Annotated in this window: 24 protein-coding genes and 1 pseudogene; 22 read left to right on the top strand and 3 right to left on the bottom strand. The window is 69.3% G+C overall.

All coding sequences use genetic code 11. The annotated features are described in order from the left end of the window. From ACWENQ_RS27975 to ACWENQ_RS28045, 15 genes and pseudogenes are all read left to right on the top strand, one after another. Positions 1 to 2,060, top strand: a pseudogene (locus tag ACWENQ_RS27975) (hypothetical protein); the annotation flags it as partial. A gap of 94 nt (positions 2,061 to 2,154) precedes the next feature. Beyond that, positions 2,155 to 2,532, top strand: coding sequence for a hypothetical protein (locus tag ACWENQ_RS27980; RefSeq protein WP_452416919.1), 378 nt, complete (start codon positions 2,155 to 2,157; stop codon positions 2,530 to 2,532). A 21-nt stretch (positions 2,533 to 2,553) separates the two neighbouring features. Further along, the gene (locus ACWENQ_RS27985) at positions 2,554 to 3,813 is read left to right on the top strand and encodes a serine hydroxymethyltransferase (RefSeq protein WP_354917230.1); all 1,260 of its coding nucleotides are present in this window, start codon (positions 2,554 to 2,556) and stop codon (positions 3,811 to 3,813) included. Between the two features lie 57 nt (positions 3,814 to 3,870). Further along, positions 3,871 to 5,118: a glycosyltransferase family 4 protein gene (locus ACWENQ_RS27990; RefSeq protein WP_354917233.1), complete on the top strand. Its 1,248-nt coding sequence runs from the start codon at positions 3,871 to 3,873 to the stop codon at positions 5,116 to 5,118. A gap of 129 nt (positions 5,119 to 5,247) precedes the next feature. Continuing rightward, positions 5,248 to 5,670 carry a hypothetical protein gene (locus tag ACWENQ_RS27995; RefSeq protein ID WP_354917235.1) on the top strand — a complete coding sequence of 141 codons (423 nt, stop codon included), beginning with the start codon at positions 5,248 to 5,250 and terminating at the stop codon, positions 5,668 to 5,670. A gap of 66 nt (positions 5,671 to 5,736) precedes the next feature. Further along, entirely contained in the window at positions 5,737 to 5,952 is a 216-nt protein-coding gene (locus ACWENQ_RS28000; protein WP_354917238.1) for an AtpZ/AtpI family protein, read from the top strand. 70 nt (positions 5,953 to 6,022) lie between these two features. Beyond that, a complete protein-coding gene (atpB, locus tag ACWENQ_RS28005) occupies positions 6,023 to 6,817 on the top strand; it encodes a F0F1 ATP synthase subunit A (RefSeq protein ID WP_452416921.1) in 795 nt (264 codons plus the stop codon). Positions 6,818 to 6,887: 70 nt separating this feature from the next. Continuing rightward, complete coding sequence (gene atpE / locus ACWENQ_RS28010; RefSeq protein ID WP_354917244.1) at positions 6,888 to 7,118, top strand: ATP synthase F0 subunit C; 231 nt, start codon at positions 6,888 to 6,890, stop codon at positions 7,116 to 7,118. A 34-nt stretch (positions 7,119 to 7,152) separates the two neighbouring features. Further along, the gene (locus ACWENQ_RS28015) at positions 7,153 to 7,704 is read left to right on the top strand and encodes a F0F1 ATP synthase subunit B (RefSeq protein ID WP_354917247.1); all 552 of its coding nucleotides are present in this window, start codon (positions 7,153 to 7,155) and stop codon (positions 7,702 to 7,704) included. Next, a complete protein-coding gene (locus ACWENQ_RS28020; protein ID WP_449926627.1) occupies positions 7,704 to 8,513 on the top strand; it encodes a F0F1 ATP synthase subunit delta in 810 nt (269 codons plus the stop codon). The genes ACWENQ_RS28015 and ACWENQ_RS28020 overlap by 1 nt, the downstream gene beginning before the upstream one ends. A gap of 23 nt (positions 8,514 to 8,536) precedes the next feature. Next, positions 8,537 to 10,186 carry a F0F1 ATP synthase subunit alpha gene (gene atpA, locus ACWENQ_RS28025; protein WP_354917253.1) on the top strand — a complete coding sequence of 550 codons (1,650 nt, stop codon included), beginning with the start codon at positions 8,537 to 8,539 and terminating at the stop codon, positions 10,184 to 10,186. 3 nt (positions 10,187 to 10,189) lie between these two features. After that, entirely contained in the window at positions 10,190 to 11,092 is a 903-nt protein-coding gene (locus tag ACWENQ_RS28030; protein WP_354917256.1) for a F0F1 ATP synthase subunit gamma, read from the top strand. 1 nt (position 11,093) lies between these two features. Further along, positions 11,094 to 12,527: a F0F1 ATP synthase subunit beta gene (atpD, locus tag ACWENQ_RS28035; RefSeq protein ID WP_354917259.1), complete on the top strand. Its 1,434-nt coding sequence runs from the start codon at positions 11,094 to 11,096 to the stop codon at positions 12,525 to 12,527. 70 nt (positions 12,528 to 12,597) lie between these two features. Continuing rightward, complete coding sequence (locus ACWENQ_RS28040; RefSeq protein WP_354917262.1) at positions 12,598 to 13,002, top strand: F0F1 ATP synthase subunit epsilon; 405 nt, start codon at positions 12,598 to 12,600, stop codon at positions 13,000 to 13,002. Between the two features lie 25 nt (positions 13,003 to 13,027). Next, entirely contained in the window at positions 13,028 to 13,417 is a 390-nt protein-coding gene (locus ACWENQ_RS28045) for a DUF2550 domain-containing protein (protein WP_354917265.1), read from the top strand. A gap of 258 nt (positions 13,418 to 13,675) precedes the next feature. On the opposite strand, the gene ACWENQ_RS28050 is transcribed toward ACWENQ_RS28045, so the two are convergent. Then, complete coding sequence (locus ACWENQ_RS28050; protein WP_452416922.1) at positions 13,676 to 14,266, bottom strand: cob(I)yrinic acid a,c-diamide adenosyltransferase; 591 nt, start codon at positions 14,264 to 14,266, stop codon at positions 13,676 to 13,678. Positions 14,267 to 14,456: 190 nt separating this feature from the next. On the opposite strand from ACWENQ_RS28050, the gene ACWENQ_RS28055 reads away from it, so the two are divergent. The 5 genes from ACWENQ_RS28055 (at position 14,457) to ACWENQ_RS28075 (ending at position 18,219) form a co-directional block, all read left to right on the top strand. Beyond that, positions 14,457 to 15,407, top strand: coding sequence for an ABC transporter ATP-binding protein (locus tag ACWENQ_RS28055; RefSeq protein ID WP_452416923.1), 951 nt, complete (start codon positions 14,457 to 14,459; stop codon positions 15,405 to 15,407). After that, positions 15,404 to 16,120 carry an ABC transporter permease gene (locus tag ACWENQ_RS28060; RefSeq protein WP_449926614.1) on the top strand — a complete coding sequence of 239 codons (717 nt, stop codon included), beginning with the start codon at positions 15,404 to 15,406 and terminating at the stop codon, positions 16,118 to 16,120. Before ACWENQ_RS28055 ends, ACWENQ_RS28060 begins: the two co-directional genes overlap by 4 nt. Before the next feature lie 12 nt (positions 16,121 to 16,132). Then, the gene (locus ACWENQ_RS28065) at positions 16,133 to 17,212 is read left to right on the top strand and encodes a sensor histidine kinase (RefSeq protein ID WP_449926612.1); all 1,080 of its coding nucleotides are present in this window, start codon (positions 16,133 to 16,135) and stop codon (positions 17,210 to 17,212) included. Continuing rightward, complete coding sequence (locus tag ACWENQ_RS28070; RefSeq protein ID WP_452416924.1) at positions 17,209 to 17,802, top strand: response regulator transcription factor; 594 nt, start codon at positions 17,209 to 17,211, stop codon at positions 17,800 to 17,802. The genes ACWENQ_RS28065 and ACWENQ_RS28070 overlap by 4 nt, the downstream gene beginning before the upstream one ends. Positions 17,803 to 17,901: 99 nt before the next feature. Beyond that, on the top strand, positions 17,902 to 18,219 hold the full coding sequence (locus ACWENQ_RS28075) for an STAS domain-containing protein (RefSeq protein ID WP_452416926.1): 318 nt from the start codon (positions 17,902 to 17,904) through the stop codon (positions 18,217 to 18,219). 128 nt (positions 18,220 to 18,347) lie between these two features. Here ACWENQ_RS28075 and ACWENQ_RS28080 read toward each other — a convergent pair whose 3' ends face one another. Further along, complete coding sequence (locus tag ACWENQ_RS28080; protein ID WP_354917287.1) at positions 18,348 to 18,893, bottom strand: TetR/AcrR family transcriptional regulator; 546 nt, start codon at positions 18,891 to 18,893, stop codon at positions 18,348 to 18,350. A 509-nt stretch (positions 18,894 to 19,402) separates the two neighbouring features. Continuing rightward, complete coding sequence (gene nucS / locus ACWENQ_RS28085; RefSeq protein WP_449926605.1) at positions 19,403 to 20,065, bottom strand: endonuclease NucS; 663 nt, start codon at positions 20,063 to 20,065, stop codon at positions 19,403 to 19,405. A gap of 36 nt (positions 20,066 to 20,101) precedes the next feature. Between nucS and ACWENQ_RS28090 the strand changes: the two genes are divergently transcribed. Together ACWENQ_RS28090 and ACWENQ_RS28095 are read left to right on the top strand one after the other, a co-directional pair. Further along, positions 20,102 to 21,514, top strand: a complete 1,413-nt coding sequence (locus tag ACWENQ_RS28090; RefSeq protein WP_449926602.1) for a 3-hydroxyacyl-CoA dehydrogenase — start codon at positions 20,102 to 20,104, stop codon at positions 21,512 to 21,514. Next, entirely contained in the window at positions 21,511 to 21,801 is a 291-nt protein-coding gene (locus tag ACWENQ_RS28095; protein WP_449926599.1) for an ATP/GTP-binding protein, read from the top strand. Before ACWENQ_RS28090 ends, ACWENQ_RS28095 begins: the two co-directional genes overlap by 4 nt. The last annotated feature ends 20 nt before the right edge of the window (positions 21,802 to 21,821 follow it).

The following is a 21,821-nucleotide window of genomic DNA, read 5'->3' on the forward strand; positions in this document are numbered from 1 at the left end:
GGGAGGACCCGAAAGAGACGCGTGACGTCGGCAGGGAGCCGCGGGAGGACCCGAAAGAGACGCGTGACGTCGCCAAGGAGTCACGGGAGAGTTCGAAGGAGTCGCGCGAGCTCTTCCAGGAGCCCAAGGAGACGCCGAAGGACCAGCGTGACGACGACAGGGCCTCGCGCACGGCCAACCCCCGCGAGACGACGCCCCCCGAACCGCAGCCGAAGCGGGACCCCGCTCCGCCGGACCCCACCCCGAGGAGCGAGACGCCCCGGGACACGACGCCCGCCGACCCGCCCGGGAACGACCAGCCGCATCCCCCTGCCAGGGCGCACGAGCCGAACAACGACGACACCCCCCGCAGGCCGGAGCAGCCGAAGGACGAGACGCCGAGCAGGCCCGACCAGCCAAGGGACGACTCCACCAGGTCCGGGCATCCAGACGCCACCCGGCCCGACCAGCCGAGAGACGACTCCGCCACGTCTGACCGGCCGAAGGACGGCCCGGAGCAGCCGCAGCCCCGCGCGGACGACCCCAAGGACGGCTCGGAGCAGCCGCAGCCTCGCACGGACGACCCCAAGGACGGCTCGGAGCAGCCGCAGCCCCGCGCGGACGACCCCAAGGACGGCGGGAGGGACAGCCGTCACGACCGGGTGACCGATCCCGGCCGATCCGGCCAGCACGTCCTCGACACTCCGGGCAAGGACCACCCCGACGACGCCGACCAGGCCGACCCCGGCAAACCGCAGGTCGTCGAGGTGGACGGGGTCAAGGTCCTGCAGATCCCGCTCGACCCGCCGACGGCTCGCGAGGTCGCCGACCTGCTGGAGCACGCTGACGCCGTCCAGCCTGCCGATCTTCCCGCTGTCGAGGGCGCGAGGGACTCCGCCGGGGCGCCGGAGGGTACGGCAGGCCGTACGGGGAGCTCGGATGCCACCGGCGCTACCCACGCCACCTGGGCGAACGACGGCAGCGACGTCGTGTCGGCGCAGGCCAGGCCGCCGTCGGACGGGGCGGTGAAGTCGCTCGTGGACAACGCGAGCACGATCACGCCGAAGGAGATGCCGGGCGTGCAGCTGCCCACGGGGGAGTGGGGCAGACCGGCGGTTCCTGAGCACTTCCGCCCCGACGGCCCCACGGGCTTGGTGGATCCGGGCGGGCCGGTGCCGCAGGGTCAGGACTCCACCGGTCAGCCTCCGGCGGACGCCCGCGCAGCGAACGGCCAGGTCTCCGGAGCCGCCCACGACGCCGCGCCGCGCCATGCCGAAGGGCGGCCGGAGCCCGGCCCCCAGGTGTCTGAACCGCCGCCAGCAGGCGGCCCACGACCTGCCGAAGGCACGACCGGGGCCGTTCACGGTGCTCCGGCCGCCTACGCGGAAGATCCGTCACCGATGGGACCTGTCGGTGACGGCGTCGCGAGATGGGCGAACGACGGTAGCGACGTCGTGTCCGTGGACGCGAAGCCCCCGTCGGCCGCGGCCCTGGAAGCGTTGATGGACAACGCGAGCGACATCGAGCCGATGGAGATGCCCGGCGTGCACGTCCCGCCGGGGGAGTGGGGCAAGGGGGTCTGGGTTCCGGAGAGCATCCAGCCCGACGGCCCCGCGGGCTCGGTGGAACCCGCCGGCCCGGCCCCGCACGCGCAGGATCCCGGCGGCCGGCCCTCCGCGGCCGCCGAGGGCGGGAACGGGCAGCCTTCCTCGCACACCGGCGACCCGCGTCCGGCGACCGGCGCGGGTCCCACGGCGGCCAGTACGAGCCCGACGACGACCGGCGCGAGTTCTATGGCTGCCGGTGCGGACGCGGTGCTGGACGGCGACGGGCCTGGAAAGTGGGCGAACGACGGCAGCGACGTCGTGTCCGTGGACGCGAAGCCCCCGTCGGCCGCGGCCCTGGAAGCGTTGATGGACAACGCGAGCGACATCGAGCCGATGGAGATGCCCGGCGTGCACGTCCCGCCGGGGGAGTGGGGCAAGGGGGTCTGGGTCGCCGATGACGTCGGGCCGGACGGCGAGCCGGGCCGGGTGGAGCCGAACGCGCCCGGCAGGCCGATCGTGCCGCCCGGCAGCTGAGCGCACGCCGGGCAACGAAGAGCATGCCGGGCAGCTGAGCTGAGCGCACGCCGGGCAACGAGGAGCATGCCGGGCAGCTGAGAGGAAGTGTCGCATGTACGTCGATCCACCGGCCCCGCAGCCGCGCCAGCCGGGCGAGCAGCCGCCCGCGACCGGCTCGGGAAGCCCCCTGGACGGCCAACCGCGGGCCTGGGAGTTCAATCCCGACTACCAGCGCCTGGTGACCGCCTGGCAGGCCGTTCTGCCCATGCTGGAGACGCTGACGGCCAGCCTGGACAAGGCGTACGGGCTGGCGCGCAGCCCCCAGACGTGGGACGCGCCGGTCGGTGCCCGGTATGTCGAGGATCTGGGTGAATGGCGGAACAGGCTGGCGTTGTACCGGCAGGCGGTGCTCACGGCGATCAGCGACCAGGCGGCCGACACACCGCGGTGGGTTCCGGCCGCGGTCGGCGCTCCCCATGCCTTCTCGTGATTGTGGGTTTACAGTGGTGAGATGGGCTACGCACCCCATTACGGCCCGGACTTCGGGGTTCTCCAGCGGGAGGACCCTGAGATCGCGCAGGTGCTGCTCGACGAGCTGGATCGGGTGCGGGGCGGCCTGCAGCTGATCGCCAGCGAGAACTTCACCTCTCCCGCGGTGCTGGCCGCGCTGGGATCGACGCTCACCAACAAGTACGCCGAGGGCTACCCAGGCCGGCGCTACTACGGCGGTTGCGAGGTCGTCGACCGGGCCGAACTGCTGGCGACGGAGCGCGCCAAGCGGCTGTTCGGCGCCGAGCACGCCAACGTGCAGCCGCATTCGGGCGCCAGCGCGAACCTGGCCGCCTACGCCGCGCTGCTCCAGCCAGGCGACACGATGCTGGCCATGGCGCTGCCGCACGGCGGTCACCTCACCCACGGTTCGCGGGTCAACTTCTCCGGCCGCTGGTTCGACGTGGTGTCGTACGGGGTGCGCCGCGACACCGAGCTGATCGACTACGACGAGGTGCGCGATCTGGCGCTGCGGCGCCGGCCCAAGCTCATCGTGTGCGGGGCGACGGCCTATCCGAGGCTGATCGACTTCGGTGTCTTCCGCGGCATCGCCGACGAGGTGGGCGCGTGGTTGCTGGCCGACGTCGCGCACACGATCGGCCTGATGGCCGGTGGCGCGATCCCCTCGGCCGTGCCGTACGCGGACGTCGTCACCTTCACCACGCACAAGACGCTGCGTGGGCCGCGCGGCGGCGCCATCCTGTGCACGGCGGAGCTGGCGGCACGGGTCGACAGGGCGGTCTTCCCGTTCGTACAGGGCGGTCCGCTCATGCACGCGGTCGCGGCGAAGGCGGTGGCGTTCGGCGAGGCGGCGCGGCCGGAGTTCGCCGGCTACGCGCGGGCGGTGGTCGACAACGCCCGCGCGCTGTGCGAGGCGCTCGAGGGCATGCGGCCGGTGTCCGGTGGCACCGACACGCATCTGGCGCTGGTGGACCTGCGCGGGTGCGGGGTGACGGGGGTGGAGGCCGAGCGGCGGTGTGCCGCGGCCGGCATCACGCTGAACCGCAACGCCATCCCTTACGATCCTGAGCCACCGGCTGTCACGTCGGGGCTGCGGGTGGGCACGCCGTGCCTCACGGCGCAGGGCATGGGAACCGAGCACATGAAGGAGGTGGGAACGCTGGTGTCGCGCGCGGTGAGATATCCCGAAACAGTGGATGAAGTGCGGGAACGCGTCACCGAGCTGGCGGCGGAACATCAGCCTTATCTCAGTGAATTATAAGGTGATCTGTGTCGATTTCCGGTCACAGCTGGCCGGGGTATCCGGGAAACTAGGTCCGTGCGCGAATACCTCTTCATGGCGCTGGCAGCAGCGGCGGTGACGTACCTGCTCGTCCCGCTGGTCCGGCGTTTCGCCATCCGTATCGGAGCCATGCCCGAGGTTCGCGATCGCGACGTGCACACCACTCCGACTCCGCGTCTCGGCGGGCTCGCGATGTACGGCGGGCTGGTCGCAGGACTGCTGACGGCGACCCAGCTCGACAAGACCGGCGGCGTCCTCGCCCAGGACAGCACCGTCCTCGCGCTCATCGTCGCGGGCGGGCTCATCACACTGACCGGCTTCCTCGACGACTGGTGGGGCATGGACGCCTTCATCAAGCTGGGCGGCCAGATCGGCGCGGCGGGCGTGCTGGTCTATTTCGGGCTGTACCTGCCGTGGATCCCCTGGGTCAGCGGCGAGAGCATCGGCCTCGCGCCGGATCTGAGCGCGATCATCACGATCCTGGTCGTGGTGATCTCCATCAACGCGGTCAACTTCGTCGACGGCCTGGACGGCCTGGCCGCCGGCATCGTCGGCATCGCCGCCGCGGCCACCTGGGTCTACGCCATCTTCCTCGACCAGAACATCGAGCAGAACAGGATCAACACCACGGCGGCCATCACCGCGATCCTGATCGGCATGTGCCTGGGCTTCCTGCCGCACAACTTCCACCCCGCCAGGATCTTCATGGGCGACACCGGGGCGATGCTTCTCGGCCTGGTCCTGGCCGCGTCGCTGATCACCGTCACGCCCGTCGACGCCGACGTGATCGAGGGCATGAACAGGTTCGGCGCGCTGATGCCGATCCTGCTGCCCGCCGCGGTGATGGTGCTGCCGCTCATCGACCTGATAAGCGCGGTCATCCGGCGCACGTCGATGGGCCTGTCGCCGTTCGCGCCCGACCGGGGCCACCTGCACCACCGCCTGCTCGACATCGGCCACTCGCACCGGCGCACCGTACTGATCATGTACGCGTGGACGTCGCTGTTCGCGCTCGGCCTGGTCGGCATGTCGGTCACCGGTGTGCCCGTCGTGTTCTTCCCGATCGTCATCGCGCTGGCGATCGGTGTGCTGGTGCTGATGGCGCTGCCGCGCTGGCGCGGAAGGGGCGGCTCGCATTCCGCCAAACGTAAGGGCAAACCGGACGATGAGGACGATGGTCCGCCTACCGGTCCGATGCCTCCCATCAGCGCCGATGTCACCTCGATGAGCCAGGTCAGTGATGACTCCCACGTTCTCCCCGCGTTTCCCGCCCGTTCGCCTTGATCGCGAACTAGAAAGGGCAGGTAAAGGCGGTCGTCGGCGAGCTTGTGATATCTTTCACGAGCAGGCCCTCATAGAGTACGGCTCATGGGGTAGCAATCGCTCGCTTGTTAACTGACTTATGGAGCACCGATGCAGGCAAACGACGTGCGCGTCCTCAAGAGCGCCGCGCTACCCACGGTGGTGGTGGGTGCCGTCGCTGTCATCGTGGCTTTCGTTCTCGCCGGCGGTAAGGGCGTCCTCGGCGCCCTCGTCGGTCTCGCGCTGGTGGCTGTCTTCTTCAGCATCAGCGTGGTGGCGGTGTCCTACGCCGCCCGCGTCTCCCCGCAGATGATGGCCATCGCCGCCATGCTCAGCTACGTCGTCAAGGTGCTCGTCATCCTCGCGATGCTGAACGCCTTCGGCGACACGACCGCGTGGGAGCCGAAGGCCTTCGCCTGGACCGTCGTGCTCGGCACCATCGCGTGGACCGCCGGTGAAGTGCGCGCCTTCATCAAGACCAAGATGCTTTACGTGGACCCCGAGGCCAAGGTGCCCGGGCGGGACCTGTCATGAACCCCGGTAAAGTAACCGGGCCCGATATGACTAGTCCTGCCTGTGCCTGCTATCGTCGGGCGCGCGATGAGCGAAGAGAAACGCCGGCCCGAGGACGACGGTCGCGACTTCGCCAACGCCGCGTGGTCGATTCCCAGCTCCCTGATCTCCGGGATGGTTGTCTACGGCGGTGCTGGCTGGTTGCTGGACCGGTACCTCGACACGTCCGCGTTCTTCCCCATAGGCATCGTCCTGGGGACAGTGCTCGCCGTCTACCTGGTCTACCGGAAGCACGGCCGCTAACTCCGCGCGGCGGTACCACCCGCCGAAGCACCTTTGTTGTGACCACCTACCACGCTGAAGGGAACGCCGCGTGATCGCGCTGACGCTCCTCGCCGATCCTGATCAGTTCCAGGCTCCGACGCCGGAAGAGCTGTTCGAACTTCCTCCGATCATTCCGGGGGTCGACTGGTTCACCAAGCCGGTGCTGCTGGCGATCCTCAGCTCGATCATCGTGCTCGCCTTCGTCTGGGCGGCGTTCTCCAATCCGAAGATCGTGCCCAGGGGCATCCAGAACATCGCCGAGATGGGCTACATGTTCGTGCGTGACCAGGTCGCCCGGCCCTTCCTGGGCAAGGACGCCGACCGGTTCATGGGCCTGCTCCTCAGCATGTTCTTCGTGATCTGGGTCTGGAACGTGATGGGTGTCATCCCGCTCGCCCAGTTCCCCGTCGCCTCGCACATCGCCTTCCCGATCGTGCTCGCCGTCTCGATCTACGTGCTGAAGCTCTACCTCGGCTTCAAGACCCAGGGCGTCGGCGGCTACTTCAAGAACATGATGTTCCCGCCCGGGCTTCCGAAGGGCATCTACGCGCTGCTGGCGCCGATCGAGTTCCTCTCGAACATGATCATCGCGCCCTTCACGCACGCGGTGCGACTCTTCGCCAACATGTTCGCCGGCCACATGCTCCTTGCCTTCTTCAGCGCGGTCGGCTTCTGGTTCCTTTTCGAGAAACTGACCCCTCTCGGTGCGCCGATCGGCGTCCTCGGCGTCCTGATGACCGTCATCATGACCGGCTTCGAGATGTTCATCCAGTTCCTGCAGGCGTTCCTCTTCGCGATGCTGGCTGCGATGTACATCGGCAACAGCCTGCACCCGGAGCACTAGAACCACCTAGCGGTATATCCAGACCGGTGATACACCGCATCACCGGCCGACCAAGTAAAGGAAAACATCAATGAGCCTTCTCGCTGAGGTCTCCGGCAACGTCACCGCCATCGGCTACGGTCTCGCCGCCATCGGCCCCGGCATCGGCGTCGGCATCATCTTCGGTCAGGGCGTGCAGGCCATCGCGCGTCAGCCCGAGGCTTACGGCCTGATCCGCCAGAACATGCTCCTCGGCTTCGTTCTGACCGAGGCTCTGGCCCTGATCGGTCTGGTCGCGCCGTTCATTTTCGCGAACCTGTAAGACCGAAGACCACCCTGACTGAAAGGCTGCATCCATGAATACGGCAGCTTCGCTCCTCGCGTCGGAGGGCGGCGCCAACCCGCTCATTCCGCACGTGTACGAGCTGGTCGTGGGCATCTTCGCGTTCTTCGCCGTCCTCCTCGTCGTCGGTAAGATCCTCACTCCGCGCATCCAGAAGACTCTGGCCGAGCGGACCGACGCGATCGAGGGCGGCATCAAGAGGGCGGAGGACGCCCAGGCCGAGGCGCAGGCGCTGCTCAAGCAGTACCGCGACCAGCTGGCCGAGGCCAGGCACGAGGCCGCCAGGCTGCGCGAGGAGGCTCGCGAGCAGGGCGCCCAGATCAAGGCCGAGCTCCGCGAGGAGGCTCAGGTCGAAGCGCGCCGCATCGTCGAGGCGGCGCACGCGCAGATCGAGGCCGACCGCCAGCAGGCGTTCGGTCAGCTGCGCACCGAGATCGGTCGGCTGTCGACCGACCTCGCCGCCCGCATCGTCGGCGAGTCCCTCGAGGACGAGGCGCGTCAGCGCCGCATCGTCGACCGGTTCCTTGACGAGCTGGAGAGCTCCTCTGCGCAGGCGGTGCGCTGATGAGAGGCTTGAGCAGGAGTTCGCTGGCCGCTGTTGAGGAGCGCTTCAACACGGTGGCGGCCTCGGCGGACTTGGGGCGCCTGGCCGACGACCTGAGCGCCATCGTGGACCTGCTCGACCGCGAGCACGGCCTGCGCCGGAACCTTTCGGATCCGGCGCGGCCCGCACCCCAGAAGGCCCAGGTCATCCGCACGCTGCTCGAGGGCAAGGTCAGCGAGGCCGCGCTGGAGACCGCCGCCGCGGCGGTCGAGGCCAAGTGGTCGCGCGCCAGTGACCTGACCGACGCGCTCGAGCGGCTCAGCGTGATCGCCTCGGCCGCTCAGGCCGAGTCCGAGAGCCGGCTGGACGACGTGGAGGACGAGCTCTTCCGGTTCAGCCGCATCATCGCCGCCAACCCCGACCTGCGACGCGCGCTCGCCGACCCGGCCGCGCCCGCCGAGGGCAAGGAGCGGCTGCTGACGGAGCTGATCGGTGACAAGGTCGCCGCTGCGAGCCAGCGTCTCATCACGCAGCTGGCAGTTCGTCCGAGAGGACGTAGCCTGGAGACGGGCCTGGAGGAGTACTCCTGGCTCGTCGCGGAGCAGCGCCAGCGTCTGGTGGCGGTGGTTCGCAGCGCAGTGGCGCTGACCGACGTGCAGCGGCAGCGTCTGGGTGCGTGGCTGCGCACCTCCTATGGCCGTGACGTTCACGTGAACGTCGAGGTGGACCCGCGAGTGCAGGGTGGTTTCTCGGTTCGCATCGGCGACGAGGTCATCGACAGCACGATCGCGGGACGAATCGAAGAAGTCCGCCGCCGGTTGGCCGGCTAGGCGAATAGGGAGACAGAGAAGAGATGGCGGAGCTTACGATCCGGCCGGACGAGATCCGGGACGCGCTTGAGCGCTTCGTCCAGGCGTACGAACCGGAAGGCGCCGCGCGCGAGGAGATCGGGACCGTCGTCGACTGTGGCGACGGCATCGCCCATGTCTCCGGCCTTCCCTCGGCGATGGCGAACGAGCTGCTCGAGTTCGAGGACGGCACGCGCGGCCTGGCACTGAACCTCGACACCCGCGAGATCGGTGTCGTTATCCTCGGCGACTTCAGCAAGATCGAAGAGGGCCAGTCGGTCCGCAGGACCGGCGAGGTCCTGTCGGTGCCGGTCGGCGACAACTTCCTCGGTCGCGTCGTCGACCCCCTGGGCAACCCGCTCGACGGCAAGGGCGCCATCGAGGCTGAGGGCCTGCGTGCCCTCGAGCTGCAGGCCCCCTCCGTCGTGCAGCGCCAGCCGGTGAAGGAGTCCCTCGCCACCGGCATCAAGGCGATCGACGCCATGACCGCGATCGGCCGTGGTCAGCGCCAGCTGATCATCGGTGACCGTGGCACCGGCAAGACCGCGATCGCCGTCGACACCATCCTCAACCAGCGCGACAACTGGCTGTCCGGCGACCCGGCGAAGCAGGTGCGCTGCATCTACGTCGCCGTCGGCCAGAAGGGCTCGACGATCGCGCAGGTCCGTGGCCGCCTCGAGGAGGCGGGCGCGATGGAGTACACCACCATCGTCGCCGCCCCCGCCTCCGACCCGGCCGGCTACAAGTACATCGCCCCCTACACCGGTTCCGCCATCGGGCAGCACTGGATGTACCAGGGCAAGCACGTCCTGATCGTCTTCGACGACCTGACCAAGCAGGCCGACGCCTACCGCGCCGTCTCCCTGCTGCTGCGTCGCCCGCCGGGCCGTGAGGCCTTCCCCGGCGACGTCTTCTACCTCCACTCCCGCCTGCTGGAGCGCTGCGCCAAGCTCTCCAACGAGATGGGCGGTGGCTCGATGACCGGTCTGCCGATCATCGAGACCAAGGGCAACGACGTGTCGGCCTTCATCCCGACCAACGTCATCTCCATCACCGACGGCCAGGTCTTCCTCGAGACCGACCTGTTCAACGCCGGTGTGCGCCCCGCCATCAACGTCGGTATCTCCGTCTCCCGAGTCGGTGGTTCGGCGCAGGCCAAGGCGATGCGCAAGGTCGCGGGCACGCTCCGTCTGGCCCTGTCGCAGTACCGTGACCTCGAGGCGTTCGCCTCGTTCGCCTCCGACCTCGACGCCGCCTCCAAGGCTCAGCTCGAGCGTGGTCTGCGCCTGGTCGAGCTGCTCAAGCAGCCGCAGTACAGCCCGTTCTCCCTGGAGCGCGAGGTCGTCTCGGTCTGGGCCGGCACCACCGGTGAGCTCGACGAGGTTCCGGTCGAGGACATCCGCCGCTTCGAGGGCGAGTTCCTCGACTACATCCAGAGCTCCCACAAGGGCGTCTTCACCAGCATCGCCGAGACCAGGGACCTCAGCGACGACACGGTGACCGCCCTCAAGGACGCCATCACCGAGTTCAAGAAGGGCTTCACCACCTCTTCGGGTGAGCTGCTCGTCAAGGACGAGCCCGTCGCGCCGCTGGACGCCGACGAGGTCGGCCAGGAGAAGATCCGCAAGGTCGTCCGCCCGGCGGAGAAGAAGTAGCCGATGGGTGCCCAGCTAAGGCTGCTGCGGCGGCGGATCAAGTCGGTCGAGTCGACCGCCAAGATCACGCGCGCCCAGGAGCTCATCGCCTCGTCACGGATCGTGCGGGCGCAGCAGCGGATGCAGGCGGCGGTGCCGTACGAGCGGGAGATCACCCGCGCCGTCACGGGCGTCGTCAGCAACGCGGCGAGCGTCGACCATCCGCTGACCGTGGAGAAGGACCAGCCGCAGACGGCGGGCGTGCTCATCGTCACCAGCGACAGCGGCTTCTGCGGCGGCTTCAACGCCAACGTGCTGCGTGAGGCCGAGGCGCTGCGTGGTCACCTCGAAGGGCGGGGTCTCCAGGTCAAGCCGTTCGTCAGCGGGCGCAAGGGTGTCACCTGGCACTCCTTCCGCGGTCGCGAGATGGCCGGCGAGTGGGTCGGGTTCTCCCGCAGGCCGTCCTACGCCAACGCCAAGGAGATCGCCAACGAGCTGATCGAGGCGTTCAAGGACGAGAACGGGATCGACGAGATCCACATCGTCTCGACCGAGTTCGTCTCGATGCTGACCCAGAACGTGGTGGTCAAGCGCGTCCTGCCGCTCGAGATCGAGGAGTCGGAGGCGACGGCGACCGAGACGATCCCGCCGTACTTCGAGTTCGAGCCGACCGCGGGTGACGTTCTGGACTCGCTGCTGCCGCGGTACGTGGAGTCGCGCATCTTCAGCGCGCTGCTCCAGTCCGCGGCCTCCGAGGAGGCCGCGCGCCGCCGCGCCATGAAGTCCGCGACGGACAACGCCACCGAGCTCAGGCGGGTCCTGACCCAGCAGATGAACCAGGCTCGCCAGGCCGAGATCACCCAGGAAATCAGCGAGATCGTCGGTGGCGCCAACGCGCTGGCTGACGCCGCAGCGGGGAAAGAGTGAAATGACTGCAGAGACTGTTGAGACCACGACCGGCACGGGCCGCGTGGCTCGCGTCACGGGTCCCGTCGTCGACGTGGAGTTCCCCGTCGAGGCGATGCCCGACATCTACAACGCCCTCACCGTCGAGGTGATCCTCGGCGAGGAGACCAAGACGCTGACCCTCGAGGTCGCCCAGCACCTGGGTGACAACCTGGTCCGCGCCATCTCGATGCAGCCCACCGACGGCCTGACCCGCGGTGCGGCGGTCGCCGACTCCGGCAACCCGATCTCGGTGCCCGTCGGCGACATCGTCAAGGGCCACGTGTGGAACGCGCTCGGCGAGTCGCTCGACGTGCCGACCGCCTCCCTCAAGGTCAGCGAGAAGTGGGGCATCCACCGTCCGTCCCCCGCGTTCGACCAGCTCGAGTCGCGTACCGAGATGCTGCCCACCGGCATCAAGGTCATCGACCTGCTGACGCCGTACGTGAAGGGTGGAAAGATCGGTCTGTTCGGTGGCGCCGGTGTCGGCAAGACCGTTCTGATCCAGGAGATGATCCGCCGAGTCGCGCTGAAGTTCTCGGGCACCTCGGTGTTCGCGGGCGTCGGCGAGCGTACCCGTGAGGGCAACGACCTCTGGCTGGAGATGGATGAGGCGGGCGTTCTCAAGGACACCGCCCTCGTCTTCGGTCAGATGGACGAGCCGCCGGGCACCCGTCTGCGTGTCGCGCTCTCCGCGCTGACCATGGCGGAGTACTTCCGCGACGTGCAGAAGCAGGACGTGCTTCTGTTCATCGACAACATCTTCCGTTTCACCCAGGCCGGTTCCGAGGTCTCCACCCTGCTCGGCCGTATGCCGTCCGCCGTGGGTTACCAGCCCACGCTGGCCGACGAGATGGGTGTGCTCCAGGAGCGCATCACCTCGACGCGTGGCCACTCGATCACCTCCATGCAGGCGATCTACGTGCCCGCGGACGACATCACCGACCCGGCCCCGCACAACGCGTTCGCGCACCTCGACGCGCAGACCGTTCTCTCGCGGCCGATCTCGGAGAAGGGCATCTACCCCGCGGTGGACCCGCTCGACTCCTCCTCCCGCATCCTCGACCCGCAGATCGTGGGCGAGGAGCACTACCGGGTGGCCCAGGAGACCAAGCGGATCCTGCAGAAGTACCGCGAGCTCCAGGACATCATCGCGATCCTCGGTATCGACGAGCTGTCCGAAGAGGACAAGGTGACCGTCAACCGGGCCCGCCGCATCGAGCGCTTCCTGTCGCACCCGATGTACGCCGCCGAGGCGTTCACCGGCCAGCCGGGTGAGTTCGTGCCGCTGGACGAGACGATCGCCTCGTTCAAGGGGCTGTGCGAGGGTGAGTACGACCACCTGCCCGAGCAGGCCTTCTTCATGGTCGGCGGCATCGAGCAGGCCATCGCCAAGGCCAAGGAACTCTCCAAGTAATCGCCTTCGGTGCCAGGTGCGGCGACGCAAGTGCCGCACCTGGCATCTGATCGGAAAGGAACCTACACAAGTGGCGAAGCTACGCGTAGGGGTCGTCTCACCGGAGCGTGAGATCTGGTCGGGCGAGGCCGACATGGTGATTGCCAAGACCGTGGACGGCGAGATCGGTATTATGCCTCAACACGCACCGGTGCTCGGCGTGCTCGTCGAGGGCGGGGTCCTGCGTGTGAAGCGCGGCGGCGGCGAGGAGGACCTCATCGCCGCGGTGCACGGCGGGTTCATCTCCGTGGCCGACAACGAGGTGTCCGTGCTGGCCGAGGCGGCCGAGCTCGGGTCCGAGGTGGACGTCGCGGCTGCCCGCGACGCTCTCGAGCGGGCCCAGGCCTCGATCGAGGCGGACCAGGAGGACGCCGACGCGGCGCTCGAGGCCAAGCGGGCTCGGGCACGGCTGCGCGCGGCCGGCGAGGACGTCTGATCTTTCACAACATGCGGGGGCGGCGATGCTGACGATTCTCACGGACGCGCTGCTCGCTGCCCTGCTGCTCGCGGCTCTCATGATGATCCGCGGTTTCGCGCTGGCACGTTCCCGCGGGAGCGTGCCGTGTCGACTCAAGGTAGGGTCCATCACGGGTCCCGGAGGCTGGCGCAGCGGTGTAGCCCGCTATGCCGACGGGGAGCTCCACTGGATCCCGCTCATGGGTGTGCTGTTCAGGCCGCGCCACGCGATCGCGAGGCGCGGCCTGACTGTTTCCGCCAGGCAGCAGCTCGGCGGCGGCCTGTGGGCGGTCGACTGCGGCGAGGTGTCGCTGGCGATGTCGGAGGACGCGCTGACGGGTTTCCTGGCGTGGCTCGAATCCGCCCCACCCAGCGCCTACCTCGACGTCGCCTGACCCACCCGGCTTCGCGACCGGTTCGTCCGGCTCGGGTTCCTTCCGGGTCGCCGTCTTCTTCGGGCTCCGTGCGCCCCGCTTCGAGCTTCCTGCGCCGGGCCTCTCTGCTTCGGGCGGCGGGCTTCCTGCCCCGGGCTGCGGTTCTCCGCCGTTCAAGGGCCTCCGGTACGGCAAGCCGGGTCACGGCCACTGCGGTCACCCGGTGGCCGCCCGTCCATCACGCCACTCCAGCGCGACTCCGGCCGGTCGCCGTCACGTCTACCGGGTACCTCCCGGCTTCCACAGGATCTCGCCGCCGTCGTGCGAGGTGCGGCACAGGATGAACAGCAGGTCGGACAGGCGGTTGAGATACTTGGCCGGCAGCGGGCTGACGTCCTCGTGCGCCTCCAGGGCCGCCCAGGCCGAACGCTCGGCGCGGCGCACCGTCACCCGGGCCACGTGGAGCTGCGCCGTGGCCGGGTCGCCGCCGGGCAGGATGAAGCTGCGCAGCGGCTCGAGGTCGGCGTTGAAGCGGTCGCACTGAGATTCGAGCCACTCGATGTAGGAGGGCTCGACGCGCAGCGGCGGGAACTCGGGGTTGTCGACGAGCGGGGTGGCCAGGTCGGCGCCCAGGTCGAACAGCTCGTTCTGGACCCGGCGCAGGACCTCGGCGATCTCGGGGGCGAGCGTGCCGTACGAGAGGGCGAGGCCGATGGCGGCGTTGGCCTCCTCGGCGTCGGCGTACGCGGCGAGTCTGGGGTCGGTCTTGGACGTGCGGCTCAGGTCGCTGAGCGCGGTCGTGCCGTCGTCGCCGGTGCGGGTGTAGATCGTGGAGAGGACGACTGGCTTGTCCTTGTCTGCGCGCGTCATGCCCCCAGCATCGCAGACGCCCCGGCCGCGACGGCCGGCGCTGCTGATCTCCTGGTGACCGGTCGAGGCGCCGGCCGGGACGGTCGCCGGTGGAGGTGACAGATGTCATGAGGGTTCGGCGCGATCTTCATGGCAGGCCGGTGATATCGGCGACTACAGCGGCGAATCCCGAAACGACAGCCTTATGGGCATGAGGACGATAGAGACGCGGGACCCCGTCGCCCCCACGACGGCGGACGGACCGGCGATCGAGGTCGCGGGTCTGCGGCAGCGGTACGGGAGCTTCGAGGCGGTGCGCGGCATCTCCTTCGAGGTGCACCCGGCCGAGCTGTTCGCGCTGCTCGGCACCAACGGCGCCGGCAAGACCACCACGATGGAGGTCCTGGAGGGCTTCACCAGGGCGAGCGAGGGCCGTGTGCGGGTCCTCGGCCTGGACCCGGTCCGCCAGCGCAGGGCGCTGCGCCCGCGCATCGGGATCATGTTGCAGGAGGCCGGTTTCCTCGGCGACCTGACCGTCGCGGAGACGGTCGCGGTCTGGAAGGGCATGAGCGCCGACGCCGGCCGTCCGCCCCTCGAGGCGGACGTGCTGGAGACCGTCGACCTGGCCGCCAAGGCCAAGACCAGGGTCCGCCAGCTGTCGGGAGGGCAGAAGCGCAGGCTGGACCTGGCGCTGGCGCTGCTGTCCCGCCCCGAGGTGCTCTTCCTGGACGAGCCCACCACCGGCATGGACCCGGAGGCCCGGCAGGCCACCTGGGAGGTCATCAGGGGCCTCAGAGCCGCCGGGACCACGGTGCTGCTGACCACGCACTACCTGGAGGAGGCCGAGCGCCTGGCCGACCGGCTGGCCATCATGCACGAGGGCGTGATCCGCACCTACGGCACGGTCGACGAGGTCGTGAGCACCACGGGCGACCAGATCACCTTCAGGCTGCCGGAGCCCGCCGAGCCGCCGTTCCTGCCCGGCGCGGCTCCCGTCGTCACCGGCAGTCAGGTCGTCTACAGCCTGGCGGGCGAGGCGCACCCGGCCCTGCGGACCCTGCTGGCCTGGGCCGACGGTCACGGTGTCATTCTCGAGCGGCTCGAGGTGCGCAGGGGCACCCTCGAGGACGCGTTCCTGCGCGTGGTGGGAGACAGGCGATGAGGACCGACGCTCTGCATGCCGTACGGCTGGCCAGGATGGATCTGAAGCTGCTGGGCCGCAACACGACCGCGATGGTCAACGTGGTGCTGCTGCCGTTCCTGTTCGGCCTGATGTTCTCGCAGAACGGCGACCAGACGTTCGTGCTCACCGGGCTGCCGGGGCTGATGGTGGTGTTCGCGGTCTTCATCAACCTGGTCAACTCCTTCACCGCGCGTCGCGAGGAGCTGGTGCTCAAGCGGCTGCGCGGCGGCCAGAGCTCGCCCGCGGCCATCTTCGGCGGCGCGGCGCTGTCGGGGCTGGCGGTGTACGCGGGCCAGGTGGCGTTGCTGAGCGTGTGGATCGACCGCTCGGGCGGCGGGCTGCCGCGGAACGTGCCCATGATGCTGGTGGCGGCCGTCCTGGGGACGGCGGTGTTCGCGCTGCTGGCCGCCGCGTTCTCGGGGATCACGCCGAACGCGGAGTTCGCCCAGGTGGCGGTGGTGCCGGTGCTGCTGGTCGCGCTGCTGGGCGCGCCGCTCATGGTGCCGTTGGAGCACATGCCCTTCGCCGCGCGGCTGGTGCCGACCACGCCCATCACCGAGATGATGCGGATGGGCTACGTCGGCGGATCGTGGGTGGACGCGCTGCCGTGGATCGGAGCGCTGGTCGTCTGGCTCGGCATCGCGGTGCTGCTGGTCAGGTGGCTGTTCCGATGGGATCCCCGGCACAGCTAGGTTTGCTGCGAGATGACCGATATCAGCACCGACTACCAGCGCCTCCGGCGAGCCACCCTGTGGAGCGTCGCCGGGGGCGCCACCCTGCCCTGGTTGAGCCTGGTGGGGGCGGTGGGTGATCCCGCCCGGCCCGCCGTGTGGCGGCTGGTGGCGGTCGCGCTCCTCCTGGTCGTCTTCACCGTCTGCTACGTGCGCGGCGCCAGGACGGTGGTCCAGGGTGAGTACCCCCGCCGTGAGGTGCTCATCACCGCGGTGCTCGGGCTGATCGCCTTCGTGCTCATCCGCGAGCAGTTCATCCCCGCCGCGGGGATTCCCGTCGCGTGGGTGGCGCTGGCCGTCCTGCGCGTGTCCAAGCTGCGGGCGGTCCTGATCGGGCTGGGCGCGGTCGCGGTCTGCAGTGCGATCGTGCCGATGGGGGTGTTCTTCTACGCGCTGATGGGCGGGGTGGTGGGCTGGCTGAGCCGCTTCCAGTTCTGGTTCTGGACGGTGGTCAAGGCCGCCCATGACGGCAGGGAGGCCCTGACCAAGCTCGCCGTCACCGAGGAGCGGCTGCGCTTCTCGCGCGACATGCACGACATCGTCGGCCACAGCCTCTCGGCCATCGCGGTCAAGAGCGAGCTGGCCGCCCGACTGGCCACAGGGGAGGCGGCCAAGGAGATGATGGAGGTCAGGCGGCTGGCCAGGGACTCGCTCAAGGAGATCCGCGCGGTGGTGCGCGGCTACCGTACGGTCGATCTCGGCGCCGAGCTGCGCAGCGTCAGAGCCGTCCTGGAGGCGGCGGGCATCAGCTGCGCCCTCGAACTGCCGCAGGACGGCCTGAGCGAGGAGGTCAGCACGCTGCTGGCCTGGCTGGTACGCGAGAGCAGCACGAACGTGCTGCGCCACAGCGCCGCGACCGCCTGCCGGATCAGGGTGGCGGCCGGAGCCGGGGAGGTGGAGCTGACCGTGAGCAACGACAACCCCAAACCGTCCAGGGGTACGGCCGGCACCGGCCTCACCGGGATGAGCGAGCGGGTGGCCGCGCTCGGCGGCGTGCTGACGGCAGGGGAGAGCAAGGGAGAGTTCGTGGTGAGGGCGAGGATCCCCGCATGATCAAGGTGCTGCTGGCCGACGACGAGCACCTCATCCGTGAGGCGCTGGCCACGCTGCTCGGCCTCGAACCGGACATCGAGGTGGTCACCCAGGTCGGCAGGGGCGACCAGGTGGTGACCGCGGTCCGCGCGCACCGGCCCGACGTGATCGTCCTCGACATCGAGATGCCCGGCATGGACGGCCTGAGCGTCGCCGAGGCGCTGCCGGGGCAGGCCATCGTGATCCTCACCAGCTTCGGCCGTCCCGGCTATCTGCGCAGGGCGCTGGCGGCGGGGGTGCGCGGGTTCATCCCCAAGGACGCCTCGGCCAGCGAGCTGGCGGCGGCGATCAGGAAGGTGCGTGACGGCGGGCGCTACCTCGACCCGGAGATGGCGGCCTCGGCGATGATGGCGGGGGGGAACCCGCTGACCGATCGGGAGCGCCGGGCGCTCGAGCTGGCGGCCGCCGGGTCGCCGGTCAGCGAGATCGCCGCGGCCATGCACCTGACGGAGGGAACGGTCCGCAACTACCTGTCGAGCGCGATCACCAAACTCGGTGCGAGCAACCGAATCACCGCAATTCGGATGGCTCGGGACATGGGTTGGCTCTGACCGGGTAACCGTACTGATGGTTGGTGTGCCGATTATCACCCCGAGAGAGAGCATGACCACGTTGCGTGATTAGATGGCAGCGTGACCTGAGGAGGTGGCATGCGGGTCAAGGGTACGCCTGGAGCTCAGGTGGTGTACGTCGGGCAGCGGCTCGACGTGGGGACCGTGTCAGGGGTCCGGCCGCGTCTGCATGGCGCGGTCGACTCGGGTCGCGGTGACCTGATCGTCGACCTCTCCCGGTTGGAGATGATCGATGCCACCGGCCTTGGCGTTCTCGTCGGCACGCATCGCCGCGCGCTGAGCGCGGATCGCCGCCTCGTTCTCCGGGGGGTGCCGCCGCGGATCATGCGGGTGCTTGCGGTGACTCGGCTGAATCGAGTGCTCCGCGTGGAAGCGCCGGCGGCCGCGGTGGCCTGAGATGACATCCGGCGGGATCGGGAGTACGCCGGAGGCCACACCATATCGGAGGGTGGAGCGCGATCAGCCGCGCTCTGCCCTCCCTCATGTCCGCCGTTCCGGATAATCCGGAAGGTGCCAATGAATGATTAGGAAAGACCGGAAATCGATCGCTGGAAGATATGGACAGCTGTGCGCACAAGCTCGTCCGTCTCGGGGGGTTGATCGGCCAGCACCCATTCGATGAGGAGCTCCTGCAGCGCTCCAATCAGCCCGAGCGCGAGCAGGTGCCGATCGAGGGGAGCCGAAGCCGGAAACGGTTGCGTCACGTCCTCGACGATGCGCGCGAAGGAGTCTATCGCCCGTTGTCGCGAGGCGGTCAGAACGTCGCCCGACCGCCGGACCTCCACATGCATGATGCGGGCTCGCCGCCAGTCGGCCGTGGCGAAGCCGATATAGGTGGTGATCCCGGCGCTGATGCGGGCCTCGAGCTGGGGCGGGGCGTCCTGAAGTGCCTTCGAGACCGCGGCCAGGGCCTCGTCGACGCAGCGCTCGTGCAGGGCTTGGAGGAGTTCCTCCCTGCCGCCGAAACACTCGTAGAAGGCGCGGTTGGAGATGCGCGCCTCCGTACACAGCCTTTCGATCGTCGTGGCGGCGAACCCCGGTTTCGCGTAGAGCGTGTACGCGGCCGCCATCAGCCGCTCCCGTCTGTCAGCCAGCCTTTGCTCGGCCGACATTCCCCGGTAAGACCGGTTCACTTTTCACCCATTCCTACATGATCGTGAGCCCCCAGAGCACACAATTATGGATGGATGATCGCAATCGGGAAAGAGCGTTTACATTAGCGCTTACGTCGGCCATGCAAAAAGGTCATCATCCTGATCAGTCGCTCAAGATCGTCAGGGTGGCGGCTGAAGGAGGTCGGAGGGAGATCACCGCGTTGGTCGCGGTCGCGCCGCCGCGCATGAGCCCGCCCGGGCGTCGCGCATCCCGGGGTCGGCGGGCGGCGTCGTCCACCGGCTTGCCGGTCCCCCGGTGGGACGGCTCGGCCGGCGGCCTGAGGTGCAGAGCGGCCGGCGTCTGCGTTCGGCGGCCCGCCGAAGTCCTGCCGGAGCACGCGTGATGGACGGGCGGCCACCGGTGACCACGGTGGCCTCGGCCCGGCTTGCCGTACGGGAGGACCGGACAGCAGGACTGGAACGGACTAGAACAGGGTCGGGTTCTCGGGCTCGATGCCCCGGAGGGCGTCGTAGTCGAGGGTGACGCAGTCGATGCCGCGGTCGCCCGCCAGCACGCGGGCCTGCGGTTTGATCTCCTGGGCGGCGAAGACGCCCCGCACCGGGGCGATGAGCGGGTCGCGGTTGAGGAGTTCGAGGTAGCGGGTCAGCTGCTCGACCCCGTCGATCTCGCCGCGCCGCTTGATCTCCACGGCGACCGTCGCGCCCGCCGCGTCACGGCACAGGATGTCGACCGGCCCGATCGCCGTCATGTACTCCCTGCGGATCAGCGTGTAGCCCTCGCCCAGCGTGCTGATGTGCTCGGCCAGCAGCTCCTGCAGGTGCGCCTCGACGCCGTCCTTGATCAGCCCGGGGTCGACGCCCAGCTCGTGGGAGGAGTCGTGCAGGATCTCCTCCATCGTCAGCACCAGCTTCTCGCCGGTCTTGCCGTGGGTGACGGTCCAGACCTCGCCGTCCTCCTTGAGCTTGCACGGCGGGTTCATCCAGTTGAGCGGCTTGAACGCGCGGTCGTCGGCGTGGATGCTCACGCTTCCGTCCGCCTTGATGAGCACCAGCCGCGGCGCCATCGGCAGGTGTGCCGTGAGCCGCCCCATGTAATCCACGCTGCATCGCGCGATGACCAGCCGCATGACGGCCAACCCTACCGGCTCTGGAAAACTGGTCGCATGGCGTTCGAAATGGTGGGTGTGGTCGGCCTCGGCACGATGGGGGCCGGGATAGCGGAGGTCTTCGCCCGGGCGGGCATCCGGGTGACCGGCGTCGAGGCCGACGAGCAGGCGCTCGCCAGGGGGCGCGACCACCTGGACAGGTCCACGGGAAGGGCGCTCCAGAAGGGGAAGCTGACCCCGGCCGAGCGTGCGGAGATTCTCGGCAGGGTCACGCTGACCACCTCGCGCGCCGGCCTGCGCGACGCCGACCTGGTGATCGAGGCCGTCCCGGAGCGCATGGACGTCAAGGTCGCGCTGTTCACCGAGCTCGACGGTCTCTGCAAGCCCTCCACCGTCCTGGCCACCAACACCTCCTCGCTGTCGGTCACGGCGCTGGCCGCCGCCACCTCACGCCCCGACCGGGTGGTCGGCATGCACTTCTTCAACCCCGCCCCGGTCATGGGACTGGTCGAGGTGGTCGGCACCGTGGTCACCGCCCCCTGCCTCGTCTCCGAGATCGCCGACCTCGCCGTACGGCTGGGCAAGACACCGGTCACGGTGGGCGACCGGGCCGGCTTCGTGGTCAACCGGCTGCTGCTGCCGTACCTCAACCACGCGGTGACCCTGCTGGACCACGGCGTGGCCGGCCGCGACGACATCGACAACGCGATGAAGCTCGGCGTCGGCCTGCCGATGGGGCCGTTCGAGCTGCTCGACCTGATCGGCCTCGACACCGCCTGCGAGATCATGGGAGTGCTGTTCGAGGAGTCGCGCTCCGACCGGCACGTGCCCTCGCCCCTGCTGCGCTCCTACGTCGACGCCGGGCTGCTCGGGCGCAAGTCGGGCAGGGGCTTTCACGGCGGCCCTGCCGACGGTCAGCCCGAGAAGGCCGCCGCGCGGACCGTCCGCGTCGTCGGCCTGCCCGAGCTGGCCGACCGGCTCGCCGCGGCCGGGTTCAAGGACAGCGACGACCCCGATGTGATCCTCGTGGCGGGCGGCGCCGACCCCGGCTCGCCCAGGACCGTCCGCGTCCAGCTGACCGGGCAGGTGGCGCAGCTGGCCACCTCCGTCCTGACCGCGCAGGAGGCCGTGCTCGGCGCCCGCGACCTGCTGAAGATCGCCGGGTACACGCCGGTGCCGTGCAGGGACAGGGCCGGCCTGGTGATCGACGCCCTCCTGTTCGCCCACCTGAACGACGCGGTCGGCATGTACGAGTCCGGCTACGCCGCCATCGGTGACATCGACGCGGCGATGCGGCTGGGCTGCGGCTACCCCGCGGGGCCCTTCGAGCTGCTGGAGTCCGCCGGCCTGGCCACGGTACGCGACGGCCTGCGCGCCCTCTACGCCGAGCGGCGCTCGCCCTCCCTCGCCCCCGCCCCGCTGCTCGACCACCTCGTCACCGCCGGGTTGACGCGCTTCCCCCGCCCATGAGCCCTCGACGCGCCCGCCGGAAGGAGTCCTCCCGCCCGATCGGCTTCGCCAGCTCGACGGACCGGGTGGAGGAGTGGCCCGACGGGGAGTGGAAGGTCCGCATGCTCAGCGGCGCCTCCTCGGGCAAGAACTACCGCTGTCCCGGCTGCGACCAGGAGATCCGGCCGGGTCTTGCGCATATCGTGAGCTGGCCCAACTGGACGGGCGGCGACAGTGAACGCCGCCATTGGCACACCACCTGCTGGCGCAAGCGGCTCGACCGGGGCCCGGGGCGCAGCAGGTACTGAGGGAATCGAGGAGAACTGCT

The organism is Nonomuraea sp. NPDC004354, from assembly GCF_053602555.1.